The following is a 22,531-nucleotide window of genomic DNA, read 5'->3' as shown; positions in this document are numbered from 1 at the left end:
CAAGGGCACCGTGAGGACCGATGGTGACGAAGCGCTGCCGACCGAACACTCGGTAGTTGAGAACGTATGTCGCTTGTCGCGTTGACGTTTACGGCGAGAAAACGGCACGCCTTGATCATCCGTATGGGGCGATACCGGATAGAGTTGATGACGAAGACCAAAGGCATGTCTAAAGTCTGGACGTATACGCGTCGTACGATGCTGTTGGGCAGTAGCTTCTTGGCTAGCGCGTTGTTCGGAGGCGTTACAGTGCCTACACCCAATCGGCCGCAGCGCAAGGTTGCCATGGTGTTGAAGGCGGCCGACTCTCCCTTCGTCGTTGGGTGCACACAAGACGGCATTACCTCGTTGCGTTATCGTAACGATACGTATGACACGGATTACGTCCTGCCTGGAGCCGTGCTGGGGACGGCTCACGCTAGAGTTCGGCGTGCCGGGTCCGCGTGGCATACGCTTCGAACCGGTGTTGATGCAACGAAGCCGATGCATAGCGCGGCCCTTGAACTAGCAGCCCGCGATGCCGGCGTCCTTCTCACGACCCGCCTCGCAGTCGACGAGGCTGGATTGACGTGGGAGATCATGCTGCGGAACGACGGCATGGCGAGCGTGGAGGTTGGCGACCTCTATTTGCCCATGCCGATGAACACCGAATTTCCGGCAGGACAACCGGTGTCGATGGCTGTTTTGAAGCACAGCTTCGTCTCGGGGCATGGATCGCACATCTTCTGGATTCGCGGCAACAGCACCGGTCCCTTCCTCATGCTCTTACCGGAAGCGGACACGTCACTGGAATATTGGGATGTCCAGAAGGATTCGACCGAAGCCAGTGGGACGTGGTGCGCCTACATCTTGGGTGGGGCGGCCGCCGGTGAGGCAGTGGCGGGCGGGACTCGCTGGCGACAGCCGACCCATTCCCTGTCCCTGTCGCCGGCCGATGAACGGCGCTACCGTCTCCGCTTCCAGTGGGTTGCCGACTATGAGGCGGCGCGCAGGGCTATCGCGGACGCTGGTCTGGTGGACGTGGAAGTAATGCCGGGCATGACGGTTCCCAACGACCTGCATGTCGACATCGCGCTCGAGTCCTCCATTCCGGTGGAGCGAATCGAAGCGGAATTTACCGACGACACGGTGGTGCAACGGTTGCCGGATCGGGCTGGCAGGCGACTGTGGCGGGTCCGGTTTTCGCGATTGGGCGAGAACCGGCTGACCCTGCACCAGGCGGGTGCGCGCCAGACCTTTCTTGAATTCTTCGCTACCGAGCCCGTCGAGACGATGATGAAGAAGCGCGCAACCTTCATCGTGAAGCGGCAGCATCGTGACCCGTCCAAATGGTACGACGGTTTGTTTGGCGAGTGGAACATGGAGACGCAGGTCCTGCTTGGTCCGGACAATTACGACCGGATCAAGAGCTGGCGCATCTACGAGGTGACGTGCGACGATCCCGGGCTGAGCAAGCCCGCTTACCTCGCGACCAAGAATGCCGAGCATCCTGATGCGGCGGAAGTGGCGGCGCTGGACCGGTATATCGATAGGTTCGTCTGGGGCGGGCTGCAACGTACCACACAGGAGGCATACGCCTACGGCCTCTACGGCATACCCGATTGGAAGCAGAACCGGGAAAGCGGCGATCCCGGCCCAAAGGGCCGCCTGCATATCTGGCGGCCTTATGACTATCCGCACATCTTCGCGATGTATTTGGCCATGCACCGCATCGCGCGTGACCATCCCGCGATACCCACCCGCCAGAGCGCACGAGATTATTTGGTACGCGCCTACGGTACGGCGCTGGCCATGTTCACGCTGCCGATGCGAGTGGTGAATTGGTCTGCCTACCACACCGGCTTCTACAACGAATGTGTGATCCCCGAACTGGTTTCGGCGCTCAAGACGGCGGGCTTGATGCGCGAGGCGGCGACGTTGGAGGCGCACTGGGCGCGTAAGGTGCGCGCCTTCGTCGATCCGAAGGCGGACCTGTTCGGGTCGGAATATCCGTTCGATTCCACAGGCTTCGAATCAACGCAGGCACTGGCGCACTCGGCCCTTGACGACCCTGACGCCATGGGGGTTTCGAAGGCGGCAGCCCGTGCCTTCGCGGAGCGTCAGATCGCTGCAAACCTGTTCTGCCGTGGCTGGCTGGAACCTGCTTATTACTACTTGGGCAGCGATTATCGCGGGACTGCGGGCGACGCCTATACGCTGACCTACATGGCGCAGATGGGCGGCTGGGCGCTGCTTGATCATGCGCTCAACGATGCAGACGACCCGCATCCGCTCCTTCGTCTCGGCTATGCATCACAACTCAGCGCGTGGGCTTTGCTGAACAGCGGCCCTGCGTCGGCCGGCCATGGCTATTGGTATCCGGGCGAGGAGAATGACGGCGCGGCCGGTGGCGGCTTCGAGCCGGCGCCGAGCGGCACCACATGGCTCGGTCAGCCGCATCACCGTGGAGCGTGGTACTACTCGTGCGAGATCGACCTGGGATTTTGTGGGGCGGTCCGCGCTGCTGCGACGATCGTTGCGGACGATCCCATCTTTGGGCAGGTTTGTCACGGTGGCATGATGGAGACGTTCGCTCACACCCTGCGTATCTGGCCGCGTGATGGCGTGCGGCGACGACTCCACGTGCGGCTACAGTCTCTCCGATTGGACTTGGTGCTGCTTGACGCCCGATTCCGGGCGGATGGACCGATCATTCTGAATTTGGGGGAGGGGTGGATCAGCCTTACGCCTGAGCCCTTTGGCCCATCTGCATCGGGAGTGACGTTCGAATTGCGGTACGATGACGGGAAGAAGCGCAAAGAAGTCGTCGACATCACGGACAGCCAGATCGTCGTCCGCTTGCCTGCGGCGCGCTTTCCGCCTGTTCAGGTTCGCTAATGGATCACAATCATTGCCGCAAATCTCGAGCATCTCGGCGCACGTATCCGCATCACCGCGGTGCTGCATACGTCGGGTTCGGCGATGACCCACCATCCGCACATCCACATGATCGTGCCGGGTGGCATCGGCGGTAAATTCAATAATCGCTGAAATATGGAAAAAGTGAATGCCGTGGCCGCCCTCTCCCGGCAGAATCGCCTCTAGACTCGACTCAAGGCGCGCAAAGTGCGCGCCTCATTTCATGAGGTCGTGGCCGATATCGACGACGGACCTCAATCGTCCATCGGGAGGTGGCGCCTACAGCGAGTTGCACTTGCCGAGGCGCCGGCGCGGCAGCGCGATAGCGCTCCGTCGACTTCATTCAGGCGGCGCGCCAAATAGAGACGGCGAGCCGGAGTTTCGATCTGACTTGGAGAATGACAGCGAAAACTGGCGTCGCGGCGCGGAGTGCTTGAGACTAAGCGCGCGAATGTGCGATGGCCTAGGCGACAATCACACGATGGCGACCTTCGAAGGGTTCATTGCGAAGTTGTTTTGCCGATTTTTAAGCCGTTCACAGCTCAAGCAAAGGCAGAAAATGCCGCCGCGAGACATGCGGATGGTACGCGGTCCCGCGCAGGCTCGTCTGGGCCCGCCGTGATGCCGACAGGTCGGGACAGCGGAAAGCGACACCATTAGCCTAGTCGACTCTTCCATGAATGCAAACTCGGCGAGCAACCAAGGATGATGTCAAGAAAGAACCTCGCGAAGAACGGTACTGCAGGCGTTCTTGAGCCTTGTTGTACCGAACAAGGCTCATTGCGCCCGGGGATATATCGCCGCAATCGACATGAAGCTAAAGGCCACCCAAACCCGTCCTCCACTTTCTCCGGGAAAGATCAGCCGTTCTGCGCGGAGCAGTGCGGCACTCGCGAGTCCAGCCGAGTGCGGCGTGACGCCGCAATTCGATTTCAGCATCGGAATGGCGGGCCGACGAGACGGCGAGGAGAGACCGGCAGATCAGTTTTGGTTGAGGTTAGGGCCGCCCCGAGTGCCGCTTCGTTTTCAAGCGCATTTACGGTATGACTCAAATTATGAACAAGTCAAACAAAAGAGTCATGCCTAAAAAACGCGGACGACCGGCGACGGGCAACGACCCGGTGCGCTCGTTACGCATGCCCGATGAACTTATGGACCACATAGACACCTGGTCGGCCGATCAGGAAGACCGGCCCAGTCGCGCCGAAAGCATCCGCCGCCTGGTCAAACTCGCGCTGAGGGTGAAAAAATAACGCCCGCCCGCGCTAGCCATCTACCGACCAGCTCTGAGCGAGATGCGTTGCAGAAGCTGCGGTCCGGCCGCGAGCTCGCGCTGAGCGCTCTTGAGCCAACTGGCCCCCGCACCATCCTAAACATGGTGGCCAAGGGCTGGATTGAACGTGGAAGCCGATCCGGGAGCTACCGCATTACCCATAGGGGCGACGCTGCCTTGCGCCTCAAGATACCCTAGGCCGTGGGCCGGCCCTCAAGCCGTTTCGTACACGGCTCTCGAAGTCAAAGAATCTTCGAGGCGGCCTCAAGCAAACTTTGAAGATCGGCCCGAGTAGCGTTCGGTCTGTACACCCCGTTGAACTTGTCACCAAAGTGATCCCACCTCGTGGTCAGAATCCCCTGCCAGTCTTGAGCGGCGCTGGCCGCCGTAACGCTGTTATACTCTGAGCCAATGCCCAGCCAGACGTGCCGCGCACGATCGCGGATGCTGAGGATCGGGTCTGACACTGGCCCTGCTCCGATTCGCTATCGGCAACGTCGCTGCGCGCGGATGTCCAACCGCAAGGCCTCGATCTGTTCAGCCCGACGCTGTGCGGTTCGCTCCTTGATCTGCTCGAGCAAACGGATGTTGTGCAAAACGTTTCGGAACATGTGCGCTCACGAATCGAGATCGATCAGAAAATGCCGTCCCCGCTGCGGTCACATCTCGAGGCTCAGCCCATACTGAAATCTGATTTGCGAGCGCTTTGCATTCCGGCGGCGATTTGGTCTCGCGAGTATGAGCGCGAGAGATGCTGGATGGCTGCGAATTGAGCGCGCACCACTGCGAGCAGTAGATCCTCGCGCTGCGATTCCGATATCCGTGGAGATGCCCGATAGTGGTTGGCGACAACTTGCATGGCGCTGGACAGCGCCCAAGCTGGGTAATCACCTCGTACGGCCTGCTCTACCAGATGCGTTGCGCTGGCGGCTTTTTCGGTTGCGACTTCAGGCATAGGACTCACGTCATTGTGTTCCCGGTTGGGGTTTGCGCGGCGAAGAGTAGACAAACGAGAGCACTGCAATAAGGCCCACAATAGGGCGAGGTTCGCGCGCACATAATGCGCCCATTTATCCGGCCGCACTGGAGGAGCAGAGTGTGGATGACTCGACAAGCTTCACTCATCGTCCGGAACTTCCCTTTCAGGTAAGCATTCCCAAATACGCCCAAAGGTTGAATGTTGGAATCCGCCGCCTGTTAATCAAAGTTCTCGAAAAGATCGCACTCGCCCTAGGAACGTTTGCTCTTCGCTTGACCTACGGCTCACCCCGTAAGTCATCGAAAAGATGGCGACGAAAGCAACCCCGGCAAAGATGTTCGTCTCGCCGGAGACCAATCGAGTAGAAAGACGGCAGATGACAGCCCCTCTATGCGCTAACATGGTCAGTTCACGAAATACGCGACGCGAGTGAAGCATGCCAAGGAATTGTTCTAGGCCGTGGAGCAAAGAAGACGAGAAGCGCCTTCTCGAACTCGCTTCAAAAAAACGAAGGCGGATTTCTATCCTGCTCGAAAGAAGCGAAGTCGCTATCGCTAGTCGGCTCCGGAAATTGCGATCCAAGTGCCCACATACGCCGACTCCCCATGAGGGTTCGACAGCCACTTCACAGCATGGTTCATTGCCCTTTCTTTCGCTGACAATATCAACGAGGCCATATCCGAACCTTTATGTCGCTCCGGTAGAGCCGGGGCTCGTCACGACCTTCACAACGAGCGGCATGTTTGAGCCCGAGTTTATGTAATACGGGTGGAGATAGGCAAAGCCTGTGCTGGCAACCGAGGACGTGATCCAGCTGCGGGTAAATGAGTTGTTCCGAACTGTGGGCGTTGAGTCGTAGAGCTTGCCCGCCGTGTCGTTGTGGACGCCGCCAAGTATGCACAAAACAGCTGCCGCCCATACAAGCTGCCGAGCAGCTGTGGCTGTCGTTGACCAACGCGCTCTGGAACGCGTTCGCTGAACTCCCATGGTTTTTGTGGCGTGATCGAAGACTTGGCGACGTCACGACGGCCCTGCCGAAGGGCTGTCAAGTCGACTCGGGACCAAGCTACTTTGACAACAGATTCTATTTCCCATTGGAAGTCGTCGCCTACATTCGATGCTGATGGCGCAGAAGCCTCTTCTCGACTCAGTTTTTGCAGGTCTCAGCAGCCTTCACGTGTTGGCTCTTCGCACGATGATCGAGCCTCTTGGCCCTTTAGCAAGTCAATAGATGGGTCATTCCAACTAGGCGGGGTCAGCCTGAGGATATTCAGAACGAAGAAGTCCAGGACCTTGAGAAGGCTGTAAGACCCGGGCGTTCCGTGACCCGCGCCTGGGACCACAAGCATGTCGAAGTATTTTCCTGCCCGGATAAGTCGGTCGGCCAGTTGGAATGTAGAAGATGGATCGACGTTGCGGTCCAATTCGCCCACGATGAGCAGCAACTTACCTTGCAATCTGTGAGCGTTGTCGACGGAGGAAGACTGCGAATATTCAATACCAACCGGCCATCCCATCCACTGTTCGTTCCACCAGATCTTGTCCATACGATTATCGTAACAACCGCTGTTGGCGACGGCCACCTTATAAAAATCGGAATGAAAGAGCAGTGCATTCACCGCGTTTTGACCGCCCGCCGAGCCACCGAAAATGCCGACGTTCGAGATATCGTACCACGAAAACGTCGCGCTCGCCGCCTTGTGCCACAAGATCCGGTCGGGGAAGCCGGCATCCTTCAGGTTTTTCCAGGCAATGTCGTGAAACGCACGCGACCGGTTGTTCGTGCCCATTCCATCAATTTGAACGACGACAAATCCAAGCTGTGTGAGCGGCTCCACAAAGGCCGAGAAAGACTTCGGAACGAAAGAACCGGTCGGACCGGCGTAAATCTTTTCAAGGACCGGATATCGGCGGGTTCGGTCGAAGTTGATGGGAAGATGAATAATCCCCCATATTTCGGTCTCGCCGTCTCGCCCCTTCGTATGGAATGTCAGTGGCGGCTGCCAGCCAGCAGCTACGAGCGCGGAAATATCGGTACTCTCGACCTCCACGACCGCCGAGTTGTCAATGGTTCGGTACAACATTAGGCGCGGCGGGATATCGCTCCGTGAGTAGAAGTCTAGATAGTAGCGACCGTCTGGCGATAACTCGATGTGATGATTGGCCGCTTCGGGCGTGAGCGACGTTAATCCCGTGCCATCGAAGTTGATGCGGTAGCCGTGGATGAAATAGGGGTCTTCGCCTTTATTCATCCCGCTTGCGCTGAACCAAATCTGGCGCTTGATAGGATCCACGTAATGGACGGAACGGACTACCCAAGCTCCACGTGTGATCTGGTTTTTAAGTTCGCCGGTGTGCCCATCGAATAGGTACAGATGCTCATATCCGTCGCGTTCGGAGGCCCAGATGATCTCCCGCCCGTCCTCAACGTCGTAGCGGAAGGTCTTGCCAGTGTTCCCCTGGTCCAATCTTAGGGGCTGGTAATCGATGAACGTCTTGCTGCGCTCATCGATAAGAGTTCGGACGGTGCCTGTAGCCGCTTCGACCTCGACGAGACGATAAAGCTGATGGCCCCGTTGATTGTACTCGAAGGTGAATCCGCGGCTGTCCTTCCACCACCGGATGGGAGACAGGCCATAGGGATTTGGGAACAACGCATTGTCGATTGCTGTCGCGCGATGATCACCGACGTCGAAAAGCACCGGCTGTGGCAATGCGAGAGCATCGCCGGGCTTCGGGTATGTCATCGTCCTGTGTTTCGGTTGGCGCTGGTCGCTTGGGGATGATTCGATGTAATGAACCTCCCGTTTTTGGCCCGGACGGATGCGGTAAGCTGCGAGGCGACGCGAGTCTGGAGACCAACTTAGTGTCGAAAAAACATAGTAGTTGCTTTCAGATCCGTCCCAAGTCAAAGGGATGTCCTTCGAGCCCTCCTTGCTGCGCAAGAATAGATTGAAATCCTTGACATAGGCGAGCCATTTCCCGTCAGGCGACACGCTCGTTCTCTTGAGATCATTTTTTACAGACGGCGTATGACCGTGCTGGTTCTGCTGGTCGATTTCGGAAAGCTTTGTCTCGCTTGAGCAAGCGTAGTTTACAAGTTCGCAACTCCAGCTGGCGCCCTCAATCTGAAAAGTTATTTTGGCACCATCGTCAGCGAGCTCAAACCGCTCGAATGGCAGATTATCGGCATTATAGTTTTTGTGACTTACGCGGTTCAGCGCAACTGCTAGCTTCTTATGATCGAAAGCTGGCTGCTTTCTGCCGTTGGCAGCATTCACGAGTATGAATTGGCGCTTGCCGTTACTCGTCAATCGATAGGCGAACGACGCACCATCTGCGAGCCAGAACGGGACTTCCGGAGCATCGATCATCAGTCCGGCATACTGATCGTTTATCGTGAGCGCTCGATTGTAGTCGGAACGACGAACGACCTCGTCTTCCGTGTTGCCTTTGGAACCGTTCACGGCAGCCGCCTCCTGCTGAGCTAAGAGCGCAATCATCAAAACGCCGACCTTATACATGACGTCGAGCTTATGCATGACCTGGTCAGCCGTCCTCTTGTGCCGGATACCGCGGGCATGTCGAACGTAACCGACGTTGCGCCAGCGCTGGGCTCCTTGGGCTGATGCATCTGCTTCTGGAGCACCGAAAGCCTTGATCGTCACCGTCAACTTGGTACGTGCAGAAATTATGCCAACGAGGCGCAATGCACATCGGCTTTGGCTTGAGATTTGGATGTCGTCTAGATGACGTTAGAGTGAATGCCAATGAGCCCGCGCGTCTGAACTCGCACACAGTGAACCAGCGAGACGTCACTGCCGGCATATGCTCGATCACGGGCGGCCAGTTGATCGCCTGACCGCCGTACCTAGATTGATTGAAAGTAATGAGGAAAAAGAGCTTATCGAGCGCGCACATGCATCAACAGCCAGCCGAGACACGGTTTACGTAAAAAAGCGGCACGCTGTTTGCTCATCCACGATGTCGTCTGGGATGAGCCTGGCAAAAAGGCGACCCTGGGAAAACGCACATCGGAGCGTTTGATGCGATCTCAAAGTTTCTTTTGGAATAGCGCCCGATATCGTCGCAAACGCAGTTCAGCCGGTAGAGAGTCGCCGCAATGAGAAACAATCGACGTGAATGGATGGTGGGCGTGGCGACGACGGCATTTTGCGGTGCGGTCCAGACGGGCGCCGCGACGGCCGCGTTCAAATCTCCACTGCAGGCCAATCCACTGCCGCTGACCGATGTGCGCCTTCGCCCTTCACATTATGCGACCGCAGTCGAGAGCAACATCAAGTTCCTACTCTCGCTTAGCCCGGATCGTCTACTGCACAATTACCGCAAATACGCGCGTCTCAAGCCAAAGGCGCCGATCTATGGCGGCTGGGAGTCAGACACGATAGCCGGACACACCCTCGGCCACTATATGAGCGCTCTCGTGCTCGCCTGGCAGCAGACTGGTAACGGCGAGTGTCGCCGTCGGGCCAATTACATCGTGGACGAGATCGCGCTCTGCCAATCGAAGCGTAAAAACGGCTATGTCGGTGCACTCGGCCGAAGGACAAAGAACGGTCGGATTGTGGATGCGCAAGAAGTATTTGAAGAGATCGGACGCGGCGAAATCGAACCGCAACCGTTCAATGTCAACGGCTCGTGGGTCCCGCTCTACACCGTTCATAAGACACTAGCGGGGCTTTTGGACGTCCATGGGGCCTGGGATAATGCGACAGCGCTTGAGGTCGCCATTATGCTTGGCCGCTACGTCGCGCAAGTCTTCGATGCGCTGACCGACGAGCAAATGCGGAAGCTGCTTTCGTGCGAGTTTGGCGGCCTGAACGAGAGCTACGCCGAGCTATATGCGCGCACGAGCGATCAGCGCTGGCTGACGATCGCCGAACGCATCTGTGACCGCAAGCTTTTCGATCCTTTGGTCGCGCGCAAGGACAGGCTTGCCTACATGCACGCCAACACACAGATCGCCAAGGTGGTCGGTTTCGCGCGCATCCATGAGCTTTCCGGCAAGAATACGCCACGCGATGCGGCTCGCTTCTTCTGGGAGCGCGTAACGCAGCACCACAGTTATGTTATAGGGGGGAACGCCGAACGGGAGTATTTCTTTGAGCCCGATACGACGGCGCGACACCTCATGGACTCCACATGCGAGCATTGCAACACCTACAACATGCTCAAGCTCACACGACACCTCTATTCCTGGGCGCCGAATGGCGCGCTATTCGATTATTACGAGCGCGCGCATCTCAATCACGTCATGGCGGCCCATAACCCAGAGACGGCCGGTTTTGCCTATTATATGCCGATGAGGACTGGTGCGGCACGCAGATATTCAAGTCCGAGTGAGGAAGCGTTCTGGTGCTGCGTTGGCACTGGAATGGAAAGCCACGCGAAGCACGGCGACTCTATCTTTTGGGAAGGGGAGGACACGCTCTTCGTGAATTTGTACATCCCTTCCACTGCACAATGGCAAACCAAAGGCGTCGCACTTATTCTTGAAACCGAGTATCCCTTTAAATCTGAGATCAAGCTTACACTCGCTGCAGTGGAGTTCGACAGATTCGCGGTGGCACTGCGCATTCCTGGCTGGGCGAATGGGCGCGCTGATATCAGAGTAAACGGTGAGGCCCTACCTTCTAAGCCGGTAAATGGCTATGCCGTGATCAACCGGAGCTGGAAAAAGGGCGACGTGGTCTGCCTCAATCTGCCACTGGACCTGCGCTTCGAGACGGCTGGAGGTTCTCAGGATGTGGTCACCGCCATGTACGGCCCACTCGTATTGGCCGCGGATCTCGGCTCTGCGGATATGGAATGGAGCGGAGTCGAGCCTGTTTTTGTGGGCAAAGAGGGATCGAGGGCCTTTGAGCCGGTGGTTTCGGATCGCCTTCTCTTCCGAGCGCAACGCGGCACTCGCCCCGCTGACCTCACCTTCGTGCCCTTTTTCAGTCAGTACGAGCGGCGTAGCGCGGTCTACTTCAAGTGTTGCGACGAAGCTGACTGGAAGCCGTAGGAGCCTCAATAGTTGGGAATTGACTACTTCAAATCGAGATTGCCGCGCGTCTGGTCGCGTTTATGCAATTCGACCAAGTTGGACAGAGCGCGGCTCCCTGTCCCAGTTGACTTGGCCCGCTAGTCGCTTGATCGAATGGACTGCTAGTAAGGCCCAAAGGCGACAACGATTGCTGGCTTTGATCAAGCGCTGCATGATCGGACAAAAAGCATTTTGGGTGAGGGGGCGTCGCGACCGCTCCGACTCTAAGCCGGCTGCGGCACTTAGGCTAAATCACGATGCGCGGTCGAGTGCGGGGTATCTCTGAGACAGCGGCAGAGATTTTCGCTGCGTGCATCGTCGCGACGGAATAAACTAGTAGCATGAGGACAGAGCAACGCACCGATATGAGCAAGCCAAATTGGCGTCCCGCCCGCGCTTCGGACTTTGCTGCGATCAGCGCGATCGCGGCGCGCATTCATCCTGATCTGTTCGAGCGCCCCGAGGTGTTCGCGGAAAAGATGCGACTTTGTTCCGATGGCTGCCGCGTGCTCGCCGCGGACGAAGCGATCGTCGGCTACGGGCTTGCTCATCCCTGGAAGAAGCATTGGATCCCGCCGCTCGACGCCTTGCTCGAGCGATTGCCCGACGATGCGGACTGCCTTTACGTGCACGACATCGCGGTGTTGCCACATGCACGCGGTGGTGTGGCACGTGACTATGTCGCGACGATCGAGAAACTCGCACGCTCGTCAGGCGTTTCGGCTCTCGCGCTCGTCTCGATCTACACCACACGGCCGCTATGGGAACGTTTCGGTTTTCGGCCCGTCACGACGAACGCGGAAATGAGCGCAAAGCTCGCATCCTACGGCAAAGGCGCGACCTACATGCTTAGCGAGCTTGTCTCGGCGTAATATCCCAAACGCGGGGGGCTCATGGAGCGCTCCTGATCACCGCCTTTCTCCACGGCACTGATCGGGTGTCTCGCGGGCCACTCCTTGAGCCGAAGGTCGATCTGGCCACGACCGCAAATCGCTAGCTCGAAGCGAGCGTCGGGCTCGATCCTATGATGTTGTTATAATCCTATCAGCATCATCAGAAAATGCGGCTGACGGACATAGCCATCCGCCGATCAGCATCACCATCGGCAACTTCAGCTGACGCTGACCTGCCGCTGTTTATTTCCTCCAGAAGAAGTTAAGTCCGTTCGAAGTTGCACCGGGACAGAAGTTTGGACCAACCGGAACTAGAATTTCCCCACCTCTGTACGCAAACACAGCTCTTCTCTTCGCTGGGCTAAGCCAAAAATGTGTTTTGAAAATATTTCGTAAGCCTGCTTGAGCGAGAATCCTGATTCAGGAAGGTCAATTGTGTGCCTAACGTCAGACGATCAGGTAAAGTTAGCGGCGACGTGACTCGGCGCTCCGGGGGGCCCACACACGATGGGGAGCGCTGTCCCTACCACGCGCCGCTAGCTTCAAACCGAATTGTACACAGGCAATCTGTCGAAAAACTGACGAGCCTCACCCCAGGCCTAACCCGAAAAGTGGCCTGTGTGGACGCTTACGATCAGATATCGCGGCAACAAGCCCCTCGAAACCGCCGACACGTATTGTTCCCTCGAAACCAAAGCCGATTCCTCTTGCTCTTCCTGAGCAACAAATTCGTATCACGCCGGATCTGGGAGAAGGATAGGCGCGAGGCATCATGGATCGGCACATGGATGAACTCGTGCCGCCGCGGCTTTCGCCTTTCTGGCGAGCCCGGGTGATGCGATGGCCGGGCCTCGCGACCTGTCGAGCTTCTTAACTCGATATGGATGAGCTCGCTGGAATGCTCGCTCTCGTAGCGGCGCACCGGGGCGGCGTTCCAGTGGCTTGAGCTTGTTGAGGCCGAGGCGCAGCACCCGGCTCACCGTCGCCACCGACCGACCTCCTTGGCAATCTGCTTGCCTGTCATGCGCTAACGATGCGAAGCCTCGATTCGGTTGATCACGGCTGGAGCGTCGGGCTGCGCAGACGATGCGGCCGTGGTGAACGATCGCTCAGTCCCCTTACGGTCTCGCGGCAATACCCATCAATCCACTTTCGAGCGGTCCGCGGGCAGGCAGACGCCTGCGGCTCGTGCGGCGGCCTCGGGCATCCGCCCCGCTCTGCACCAGCCGAACAATGCGCTCTCGACCTCGCGGCGAGCCGAGCATTCTCATGGACGTCCATTCGATTTCTCTTGTGGATTGCTAAAGCTTCGACACCTTTAGCTTCCCCGATCGGAACCGAATGGATGAAACATTGATGTCGACAAGCGCCGCACACTGGCTAGCGGTCAATCAACATCGGACGAATACCTTCGAACCACCAATTTCATTCGGTCGCGCTTGCTCCGGCGCGGTCGATGACCCAGGCCACCATGTGGCCCTTGGCCTGCTCGGCCTGCACGTGCCGGAGGGCCTCAGAGTAGGTTAGCAAGGGTTCCTGCGCCGGATAGACAACGCGGTTGGTCGGCGTGACGAAGTGGTGGCAACACACGCGGTAGTCTTTAGCCTCGAACATCGAAATCCTCCTCTCGCCTCTGATTGCGCTGCCATACGCCCACGCTTTCAAATCCTGCTTATCACAGAGAATGCGGCCTCTTAGAGGCCGCGCGTCTCTTCCAACTGTGCTCCCAATGGCGATTTAGGCTCCATGCGTCAAGATTGTTCGACCCACCATTTCCTGTAGCTGGGGAAACGGCCCTTCGTGTGCATGATCATGCCGCCAGATCGAAGAAAAGTGCCAGCAATGCCGAAGGACAATTTGAAGCAGATGTGCCTTTGCAAGTCGCTCTGGACGATACCGACGCCATGATCGCGGTCAATGATGACGAACTGAGGGGCGAATACCTCAAGGGCGGTTGCGAAGGCCGGAAGGACTCCGCGGCTGAGATCCCCGCGGGCTGAACCAATCGGGACCTGGCTAAAATCATCTCGCTTCCGATTGCGCCGCGAGCAACCCGCGATTGCCCCGCGTGCGAAATTTCGGCGCGAGACTTCGGACTGGCGTTGTTGTATCGTTTTGGAGGGGCGAGAAGCCGGGCAAAATGCAAAACGAAAGCGCGGGACCCCGCGCTCGATGCTGCTTGCTAAGCGAGATGATCCCGGTTGCATGTTGATGCGATGCGCTGGGGTTATCACGGTTCAGTTTCCATGCTGGCTGAACGGGTTTCCCGGCGCCAATCCCGCTACGAGGAACTCCGCGGCAAGAACCTCAAGTAAAAACTTGGAGCGGTGAGGGGGAGATGACCGCCCGATCGTCCGGCGAGCGGACCCTGATGAGCCTGCAATTCCATCGTGCCGTCGAAGACATGGAGATATGGAGCGCAAACGGCGACGGTTATTCGTTCGTGATCAGTTTTGAAACTCCCACCGGTGCCGGCTTTCGCGGAAGGCTCGGCTACGTCGCGTCATGGCGCCCGTTTGACCAGCGCCGTTGCGCGATCAGAGTTATCGGCTCGCCGTTCCAAAGTCTTGCCGAAGCCGAGCGCGCGTGCAATGTCATGCTGAAATATCTCAACGATCAAACGGATTGCGTGCGCCCCTGGAAAACATGAAGCACGCACTAAAATGCGGCAGTCGTTCGCGCCCCGACTGGCATATTTGTAGCGACTGACTAAACCAGGCTGCGGTCAATGTGTGATTCTAGAGCGTCAATGCCGACCAAGGTTTGATCCGGACCCTATTCCGCGTGATAAATCCCTGTAACCCGATAACGTGGTTTGTTGGTACCACCAGTATTGTGAAATATTGCTGATTCTCTGATCTCAAGTCATCGCGCGCGCCGTTTGAAACGCTCCGAGGAGACCGTCCAGCACGATCACGGCGACAAGACCCAGAAGCTCGGTGACGATGCCCGCCAGGACGAGATCCAGATAGCTCTACTGTGGGCCATCCCACAGGTTGAAAGCAGGCTTATCACCGCTTGTGCGCAGAACGTCGAGCGTGCACGAGCCGATCACCGCGACGCGATGCATGAGAGCGGGATCGATGTCTATCCGAGACACGATGACGGTACAGATCTGGCTGAGCAAGTCGAGCGCGATCGTCAAGCCGCTGAAGGCCGAGCCGTCAGTGCGGCAAGAATGTTCTTGGAGAGAGCGAGCGATACCAAAGGACGCCTTCGATCGCCAGCACCCAGTATCGCTCGTTTCGAAGGCCGGCAACGAGGCTGACCGCTCAAAAATTGGACGATGCTCGCGCTCAATACCGGCTAAATGGACGCGTTGGCTCCCCCGTCCATGGTACCGCAGCGCCGGCAGTCGCGGTTGAAGAGGATGATAGCGGTCGCAATCGCCGCGCTGCCCGCGCGCCGCAAACGGCATCGTGCCCAAAAATAGCGTCGGCGTCGCGTTCTGTATCGATTGCGTCTCTCTGCGCATGCGATGGCACGTATCAGCCTATCGCGGGTTTATTCGTCTTCGCTATCCATGATCGGGCCCCGCACCGCGAGTTTGTTTTCTGCTGTCATCTTGTCAACGCTTTCCGTGCCGCATCGAACGCTTCCTGATCCTTCGGTTTGCAGGATCAAACCGGGAGCCTGGGGCATAGCTCTCGATACGCTTGGCCAAGGAACGATTGCGCCCCCAATCCCGCCCTTCGTACTTCTCGAAAATGATGACGTTGCGTGTCTAATACTAGGCCCTGAAACAAGCTCCACGCAGTCGCAGGCTGCCCTTGGCGGCCGGTTGATTGTCTACCTTCGGCAGGTAGTGCCCCCCAACAGGAGATAGTGCCCTCCAACAGTATCGCCTATCCTGCAAGTACCACGCCGCGGATGATCGCCCAGCTTGCCTTGCGCTGTCGTCACGAAATTGACATTCGTAAAATCATGTAAACGGCGGCGCTTCACGCCCCTTTCGTTGTTTACTATTTCGTCAGCAATAGGCGAGTGTGCGAACGACTGCCAGCCTGGTTCAATCGGTTTTGCACACGGCGTCACAAGCCTCACTGTGCCATCCGGTGCCCACTCCAAAGCGACCGTATAATCTTTCTCTATTTTAACACCCCGTTTGGCCCATGAAACCGCAACCGGCTCACCTGTGTCGGTCTTTCTGTCAAGCTCCAATTCCCTGGGAACGAAGTGTGCTACCGTCGAGACCTTGGCGAAGATTTGCTCGGCTGTATCAGCATCCTGCGCGCGCCAAGTTGACTTAACTTTGTCGATAGTGGCGCTGTCGGCGGCACGAGCGCCATCGTTGCTTCCGGCCAGTCTACACGCCAAAGCGAGCCATAGACCAAAGCAGAGAACGAGACCGACACCGAACCAAAGCATGCGCCTTTCAGTCATTTCTCTTACCCCACGCAGTTGGGTCCTAAATATCGACGGATCGTATCCTCGAAAGACCCGCGGGGTACCTACCAGGAAGAGGCACCTATCAGAATTGGCTGGCCAGAAGAGTGCGCAACCGTGACTCGGCGTGTGTGTTACGTGTGAAGACGATGCTGTTCCTGCCGATGCCCATTTGCCCGCCAGTGCAGCGAAATCTGACGATACTTGGCGCCATTACCCTGTCTGGAGCCTTGAATGAGCAACTCCGCCTCAATAACGAAGCGTCCGGTCTCTCGCTAAACTGCTAGGGGCGATAAACACGATCGGTATGCGCGCGAGTGCTGCGTGGCCCTTCTTCAGCGCGGCGCTTCCAATAATAGATATCCGACGGTCACAGAGAGAGCTTCGAAGCCTTGAAGCGTGCATTTTCCCCTGCAAGGGAGCTTCGACTTCGCGAGAAGTGCGTTGCACGCGGAAATGGTATCGAACCGGCCTTTTGGACCACTTAATCGGCAGGCGGCATGCTGCATCGCTACCGGCCCGGCAATACTCTTCTTCGACAAGCCTATGGGAGGGCACAGTCAACTACCAACGTTTGCACTTGATGGAGATGATGGACGCATGCCACTCGTGCGCGACAAAACCGTTAGGGAATTCGAAACTGGTGAAGAAGAATGAGAAAAGTCCTGCTGGGCACGGTCGTCATTGCTCTGGCCGCTCCTGCCGCTGCCGCTGATCTGGCCCCGCGGCCCTACACCAAAACGTCCCCTGCGGTCATTGCGATCTACGATTGGACTGGTTTCTACGTCGGCCTCAATGGCGGTGGTGGCTCGGCCCATCAGTGCTGGGACGTGGTCAATGCCGGAGGTTTCGTCATCGCTCCGCCCCTTGCAATGGGATGCCAGAATGCGACCGGAGGTACCGTCGGCGGTCAGATCGGCTACCGCTGGCAGATAGCGAACTCGGTATTCGGCCTGGAGGCCCAGGGCAACTGGGGCAATTTCAAGGGCTCCAACGCGAATCTCGCTTTCGCAGGCGTCCAGGATGAAGCCAAGTTCGATGCATTCGGTCTAATGACGGGCCAAATCGGTTACGCCTGGAATAATGTCCTGGTCTATGTAAAAGGCGGCGCTGCGGTTGTCCGGGACAAATACCGTGTCTACGATTTTGGGACCGGGCTCACCCTCAACAACGGTAGCGAAACCCGCTGGGGCGGAGCGGTCGGTGCGGGCCTTGAATTTGGCTTCGCTCCGAACTGGTCCGTCGGCGTTGAGTACGATCACTTGTTCCTGAGCCATCGGGACGTGGATTTCTTTTCAACCGGAATAGTGGGTGTACCGGTGGGGGCTTTTGCAGGAACGGCCCGTATTGGTCAGGACGTCGACATCGGTATGGTCCGCGGGAACTATCGCTGGGGTGCTCCCGTTCCCGCGACATATTGATTTGCAAGAACAGACGCTGGAGCTTCGCGTCTCTCCATCTTGTTTGACTTGGTGAATGGCGGGAAGATTGCTAATGGCGCTAAGCGCTCTCGGGCCAACGTCGAGCTCGTCGCGGACTGCAGCTGCGTGATCTGCCGGGTCTGCTTGGCGGGGGAATCTCGGGCGGTTCGCTTGCGTGATGCTGCAATAATCCGCGTCGTCAATGAGAAGTTCTAGATAGCCTCGTTGTTTTACGATGCCGCAATGGACGCCACCTCACCACTACGAAAAGATTGCGGGCAGACGCCATGAACGTCAGGCGCGAGCCTTGTCCGAGATGTGGAAAGCCGATGACTTGGTTTCTGGATCAAGCAGCAAGCAGCACAAAGTTTCAGGTGCTTTGACCGCGACACAGGTCACCTGACAGAGCTTGGATTGAGATTCTTTGAGGCCGCTGAGCGAAAAGCAAAGTAACACAGGGCGCCTTCCGAGGTGACTGGCGCGTCCATAGACATCAGGTGATCCGGCCATGCTGACAGCCGACGAATGCCGCGACTTCTCAAGTCATTATAAGGCTCTGGCAGGAGCAGGTGACATTTCGCCAAAGCGATTGAGCACTCTGATTAGCATCTCGAAGAGCTTTGCAGAGTTGGCCAAACAGCTTGAGCTACTTGCAACGATCGCCAGCGAAGAAGATCGCAAGGTTCTGCCGTTTTTTAGGCATGGTGGCGGCTAGGAAGCAGCGGTCCCGATTCATTGCCGCAACCTGGGGTCTTCAGCGGGGGCATACATAAGAGAGCACCTCTAGTTCCTTAATCGGTCTTTTCTTATTACGCGCTCCGAACTCGTGTATGTCACCGCCATCGCTCAGCGACTTACTGTCCAGCCGAGCAACAATGCTCGGTCTGTCGTTTGCGAATAGCCAATGGTTAAAGCCAAGAAGAGAGGCTACATACGGCGTCGCCCGGGTGGGGTCATCGACGGGGGCGTCCTCAAGCCTCAAAATATCGGAGCAACCTCGGAATAAAGAGGCCGCTTGCCCCACTGGGCCCGTATGACAATCCCCTTGACTTAGCCGGCTGCGGCACCGAGGCGCCGGCCTTGCTCCACACTCCACCTGAATTTGCGATCTCGCTGCTGCCGGTCAATTACAACGCTTTCCAGACTAGAGTTCCTCGGCCTTTTCGCGGTTCTCAACTCAGCTGTGTTATGCTCGTCGCTGCAGAGGCCCTTTCATGATGGCAGGAGGTTCCCCCGGGCAAGTGTACCCATCGACTCGCTCCAGCGACTGCTGGCCGTTGCTAGACACACTCGGAAAGGCTAGCGCGCGCCCCGGTCGGGCATCGCGGCCGGCTCGGCTCGCCTCGATCAAATGCTGCTCGAAGCCCTCTTGCCGACCTGGCCCGCCTGCTGCTCTTCCGACACGGCGCGTTGCACCTGCGACCAAGCCGTTACATCGGATGGTTGGTCAAAGTTCTGCTGGTCTACGGTAGCCTTAGGTCCAAAATCATCCGAGCCCGGGGCAAGCTGTCGAGAAGCTGACGCGCCCGCATTTCGTTGAGCCGCGCAGGATGCATGCTCCGCTTGTCCTGAGTGCGTCTGTATGGCACCTAGTGATTCGGTAGAGGCTCATGGGCCCTACCGCAGTCTTGAGGGGCGGCCATCTAGAAGGTTGCAAGGGCACGTCTTAGCCCCTCTTCGTCCGTGCCTCGCACGGCCTTAGCTCTTGCTTGCTGACGAAAACACTGCTGGCGAATTGCACTGATTAAGGCCCGGGCGCTCCCGATGGTCCACAACTCGACGGCTTTATCATCGAGGCGTGCATTTCAATGCCACTTTCGCGAGTTTTTGGCCGATTTCTGAGCTGTTCACACTGCTATGAAAGCCTTAAGCGGAAGGTGCCAGACGTCCGCAAGGCCCGCGATCCCGCATGCGCTACGCCCCCAGGTGTAAACGACCAAACATCATCCGGCCTTATGCTGCCCTTGCCGTGACGTTGAGATGCAGGCGCCCCTCGCAGATATCTTGCTCTTGCGTTTTTAACGCGTGGCACACAAAAAAGTCGAATCCCTTCGCGCTTTCCTCTGACGGGTTTGTAGCTAAAAAGCCTCACCACAATCGCCGCCCCGCAACGATGTTGTCGAACTCAAGCGCGCGGTCGTCATTGGACCTGCAATTAAGCATTTTCCGCCCGTCAACTGAACGTCGCGCTCGCCATATCGTTTGCGCTTGCCGGGATCAGCGGCTCGACCTTAGGCGACTGTCGCTATTGAGACAATGTCCGCAACTTGACGCCACACCGCCACGAGGAAGTGCCTGCAAAGCCTGCGAATTCACTTCGGCACACGACTTGCTCTCTTTGCGGCATCATCATCAATCGCAGTGCGATGGTCTTCGGGACGGACTCGGCGCGCGTCGCTGTTAGCGTCTGGTCCGCGCCGGCGGTTTGCTGCGGCGATAACTTAAGGGCGCTCGGTCGTGCGCGAGAAAATGCAGGGAAGTGTTGGATGCGATCTGGAGTTCTTCTTTTGGGAGCCACGACAATGGCGCTCGTCGCAAGCGGTGCAGCGAACGCGGCAGATCTTGAGCCAGAAGTGAAACTGCCCGCGGCGGTGTGGAACTGGTCCGGTGGCTATATTGGGGGGCACGTCGGCGGCGGCTACGGCCGAACCTCCTTCAGCAATTCCTATGGCCCGTCGATCTATGGCGGCATCGTCGATACGCCGGCGTTCCTTGCAGGTGGCCAGATCGGCTACAATTGGCAGAAGAACGGCTGGGTGTTTGGTGTCGAACTCGACGCCAGCGGCGTTGTCTCCGAGGGCACAAATACCTGCCTCGCCGCCTCCGGCTTTGTTGTGAGTGCAAACTGCAAGGCAGGTCCGAGCGTCTTTGCGACCGCGACCGGCCGCGTCGGTTACGCGTTCGGCGCGCTGGGCCGCACGCTGGCCTATCTCAAGGGAGGCGTGGCTTGGCAAAACAATCAGGGCGACGTCGTCAATAACTACGAGGGGGACCGCTTGCCGCACGCGAAAACCCATTTCGACTATGGTCGCCTAGGTGGCGTCATCGGCCTGGGCGTGGAGCAAGCGCTTACGCCTGCATGGTCGGTTACAGCTGAGTATGACTATCTGCATTTCGGCGGACCGAGTGTCGCAACGCCTCCGACGGTGCAGGATCCGCCGTTCGCGATTCTTCCGGCGAACACAACCGGCCTGTCCAGCGACTATCACATCGGAAAGATCGGGTTGAACTACCACTTTGGCGCCGACCCGTGGACGGCGCAATGGTCCGATGCGCCGCTGTACGCGCAAGAACCCGCCGGTGCGCCGCCGATTGCTTACACGGCCGATTGGTCGTTCGAAGGCGGCTCCCGGCTTTGGCTCAGCCGGGGGCGATTCCAATGGAACGCCAGCGGTTTGCGCGGTGTGCCCGGCGGGATCGGTACTATAGATCCTAACATTCTTGTATCAAGGCTCACCTACCACGGCCTCGACGGACTTTCCGGGGAGCTATTTGGTCGGGCCGACAGCCCGTGGGGAGTGTTCCTGAAGGGCAACATTGGCCTTGGGCGCTTCGATAAAGGAAACGATAACGATGAAGATTGGAGCCTCCGCTGGGGAGCGCTAACGCTGCCCTACGTCAACTCGGTATCAGACCAAGCAAACGGGAGGTTCAGCTATTACACCGCCGATGCGGGTTACGATTTCCTGCGCGGCGCTAACTACAAGGTTGGAGGATTTATCGGTTGGACCTATTACGACCAGAGCTCCGACTCGACCGGATGCGTAGAAACGGTTAACCCCCGAAGGCCATGTCTTGCGAGAGGCGACGACAGGATCGTTGGCAGCCAGAATACTCAGTGGAATGCAGCTCGTGTCGGCCTAAGCGCCGAAACCATGCTCACCGAGCGCTGGCGATTGAGCGCGGACGTCGCTTACCTGGCTTGGACCGATTTCAAGGGGCGTGACAACCATCTCTTGCGGGACGCGACCACCTTCGCTGAGCAACGCGGCAATGGTGGTGGCGGGGTCCAGGTGGAAGGCGTCTTGTCATACTTCATCACCAAGAACTTCAGCGTCGGCGTCGGCGGGCGCTATTGGGCAATGTGGACTAGAAAGGACAGCGAAGTGAGATGCACAGGCTGTCGTGGCCCGGGAATGATCAGCGGTACTCAGTTTTCGAAGTTCAGCATGGAGCGCTGGGGTACGTTCTTTCAGGCGTCCTATAGGTTCGATTGAAAAGATCACACCTAAGGCCAAGCTCCAAGCCTCTTCGATATCTTTCCGAAGCTTTGGTAATGACACCGACCTCGGCGCCAGTTTGGCGCCGATTAAATTGGTATCGGGGAACCTGGTCCGGCGATGACGGTAGCGAACAGGCGCGTCGAGTGAGGCTCATCAACCGTGCTCTTTGCGCGCGCGCGAGCCTTGTCCAATTCGAACGGTTCGATCTTGAGCGCTTGGTCGCGGTAGCCAAGGGAGACCAGCACATCGTGGGCGCCGGCCCATGACATCGCGCCAGCGGACTATCGCTCGTTGAGATCGCGATAGAGGGGTGCCATTGCGCGAGGTGCGTGCTCGGGATCGAGGCGGTTAATCTGCCTATCTCGCGCAATGCGCCGGATCGGCATGGCACACCCGCCCATCATGTTAC

The 22,531-nt window shown here is 57.9% G+C and carries 15 protein-coding genes and 1 pseudogene; 10 read left to right on the top strand and 6 right to left on the bottom strand.

From position 1 onward, the window contains the following. Positions 1-147 precede the first annotated feature (147 nt). The 3 genes and pseudogenes from ACNJX9_RS35540 (at position 148) to ACNJX9_RS35530 (ending at position 4,151) form a co-directional block, all read left to right on the top strand. Entirely contained in the window at positions 148-2,877 is a 2,730-nt protein-coding gene (locus tag ACNJX9_RS35540; protein ID WP_439406738.1) for a DUF5695 domain-containing protein, read from the top strand. Positions 2,878-2,889: 12 nt separating this feature from the next. Continuing rightward, positions 2,890-3,003: pseudogene (locus ACNJX9_RS35535) on the top strand (transposase); the annotation flags it as partial. A gap of 950 nt (positions 3,004-3,953) precedes the next feature. Continuing rightward, positions 3,954-4,151 (top strand): hypothetical protein, encoded by a 198-nt coding sequence (locus ACNJX9_RS35530; RefSeq protein WP_439406736.1) that lies wholly within the window; start codon positions 3,954-3,956, stop codon positions 4,149-4,151. A 262-nt stretch (positions 4,152-4,413) separates the two neighbouring features. Here ACNJX9_RS35530 and ACNJX9_RS35525 read toward each other — a convergent pair whose 3' ends face one another. The 3 genes from ACNJX9_RS35525 to ACNJX9_RS35515 all read right to left on the bottom strand — a co-directional run bounded on the left by ACNJX9_RS35525 (position 4,414) and on the right by ACNJX9_RS35515 (position 8,674). Next, positions 4,414-4,638 carry a hypothetical protein gene (locus tag ACNJX9_RS35525; protein WP_439406734.1) on the bottom strand — a complete coding sequence of 75 codons (225 nt, stop codon included), beginning with the start codon at positions 4,636-4,638 and terminating at the stop codon, positions 4,414-4,416. A 206-nt stretch (positions 4,639-4,844) separates the two neighbouring features. Then, complete coding sequence (locus ACNJX9_RS35520) at positions 4,845-5,126, bottom strand: hypothetical protein (protein WP_439406732.1); 282 nt, start codon at positions 5,124-5,126, stop codon at positions 4,845-4,847. Positions 5,127-6,313: 1,187 nt separating this feature from the next. Further along, positions 6,314-8,674, bottom strand: a complete 2,361-nt coding sequence (locus ACNJX9_RS35515; RefSeq protein ID WP_439410190.1) for a DPP IV N-terminal domain-containing protein — start codon at positions 8,672-8,674, stop codon at positions 6,314-6,316. 599 nt (positions 8,675-9,273) lie between these two features. Between ACNJX9_RS35515 and ACNJX9_RS35510 the strand changes: the two genes are divergently transcribed. Together ACNJX9_RS35510 and ACNJX9_RS35505 are read left to right on the top strand one after the other, a co-directional pair. After that, positions 9,274-11,178, top strand: coding sequence for a beta-L-arabinofuranosidase domain-containing protein (locus ACNJX9_RS35510; RefSeq protein ID WP_439406730.1), 1,905 nt, complete (start codon positions 9,274-9,276; stop codon positions 11,176-11,178). Between the two features lie 386 nt (positions 11,179-11,564). Continuing rightward, complete coding sequence (locus tag ACNJX9_RS35505; protein ID WP_439406728.1) at positions 11,565-12,071, top strand: GNAT family N-acetyltransferase; 507 nt, start codon at positions 11,565-11,567, stop codon at positions 12,069-12,071. A 1,446-nt stretch (positions 12,072-13,517) separates the two neighbouring features. Here the strand turns inward: ACNJX9_RS35505 and ACNJX9_RS35500 are convergent. After that, positions 13,518-13,706, bottom strand: a complete 189-nt coding sequence (locus tag ACNJX9_RS35500; protein WP_245316624.1) for a hypothetical protein — start codon at positions 13,704-13,706, stop codon at positions 13,518-13,520. Positions 13,707-13,894: 188 nt separating this feature from the next. On the opposite strand from ACNJX9_RS35500, the gene ACNJX9_RS35495 reads away from it, so the two are divergent. Both ACNJX9_RS35495 and ACNJX9_RS35490 read left to right on the top strand, forming a co-directional pair. Continuing rightward, positions 13,895-14,092: a hypothetical protein gene (locus ACNJX9_RS35495; protein WP_439406726.1), complete on the top strand. Its 198-nt coding sequence runs from the start codon at positions 13,895-13,897 to the stop codon at positions 14,090-14,092. Between the two features lie 371 nt (positions 14,093-14,463). Beyond that, complete coding sequence (locus ACNJX9_RS35490; protein WP_057741012.1) at positions 14,464-14,742, top strand: hypothetical protein; 279 nt, start codon at positions 14,464-14,466, stop codon at positions 14,740-14,742. Between the two features lie 324 nt (positions 14,743-15,066). Here the strand turns inward: ACNJX9_RS35490 and ACNJX9_RS35485 are convergent, their stop codons facing one another. Beyond that, positions 15,067-15,567 (bottom strand): hypothetical protein, encoded by a 501-nt coding sequence (locus ACNJX9_RS35485; RefSeq protein ID WP_439406724.1) that lies wholly within the window; start codon positions 15,565-15,567, stop codon positions 15,067-15,069. Between the two features lie 314 nt (positions 15,568-15,881). Next, entirely contained in the window at positions 15,882-16,475 is a 594-nt protein-coding gene (locus tag ACNJX9_RS35480; protein ID WP_439406723.1) for a hypothetical protein, read from the bottom strand. Between the two features lie 656 nt (positions 16,476-17,131). Here ACNJX9_RS35480 and ACNJX9_RS35475 point away from each other — a divergent pair. The 3 genes from ACNJX9_RS35475 to ACNJX9_RS35465 all read left to right on the top strand — a co-directional run bounded on the left by ACNJX9_RS35475 (position 17,132) and on the right by ACNJX9_RS35465 (position 22,116). Then, positions 17,132-17,899: an outer membrane protein gene (locus ACNJX9_RS35475; RefSeq protein ID WP_439406721.1), complete on the top strand. Its 768-nt coding sequence runs from the start codon at positions 17,132-17,134 to the stop codon at positions 17,897-17,899. 508 nt (positions 17,900-18,407) lie between these two features. After that, a complete protein-coding gene (locus ACNJX9_RS35470) occupies positions 18,408-18,614 on the top strand; it encodes a hypothetical protein (RefSeq protein ID WP_057741020.1) in 207 nt (68 codons plus the stop codon). A gap of 1,807 nt (positions 18,615-20,421) precedes the next feature. Next, positions 20,422-22,116, top strand: coding sequence for an outer membrane protein (locus tag ACNJX9_RS35465; RefSeq protein WP_439406718.1), 1,695 nt, complete (start codon positions 20,422-20,424; stop codon positions 22,114-22,116). The last annotated feature ends 415 nt before the right edge of the window (positions 22,117-22,531 follow it).

Origin of the sequence: Bradyrhizobium sp. BLXBL-03 (assembly GCF_051853015.1) — a bacterium.
GTDB classification, from domain to species: domain Bacteria; phylum Pseudomonadota; class Alphaproteobacteria; order Rhizobiales; family Xanthobacteraceae; genus Bradyrhizobium; species Bradyrhizobium manausense.
This window is presented reverse-complemented; position numbering and strand designations above follow the sequence as displayed.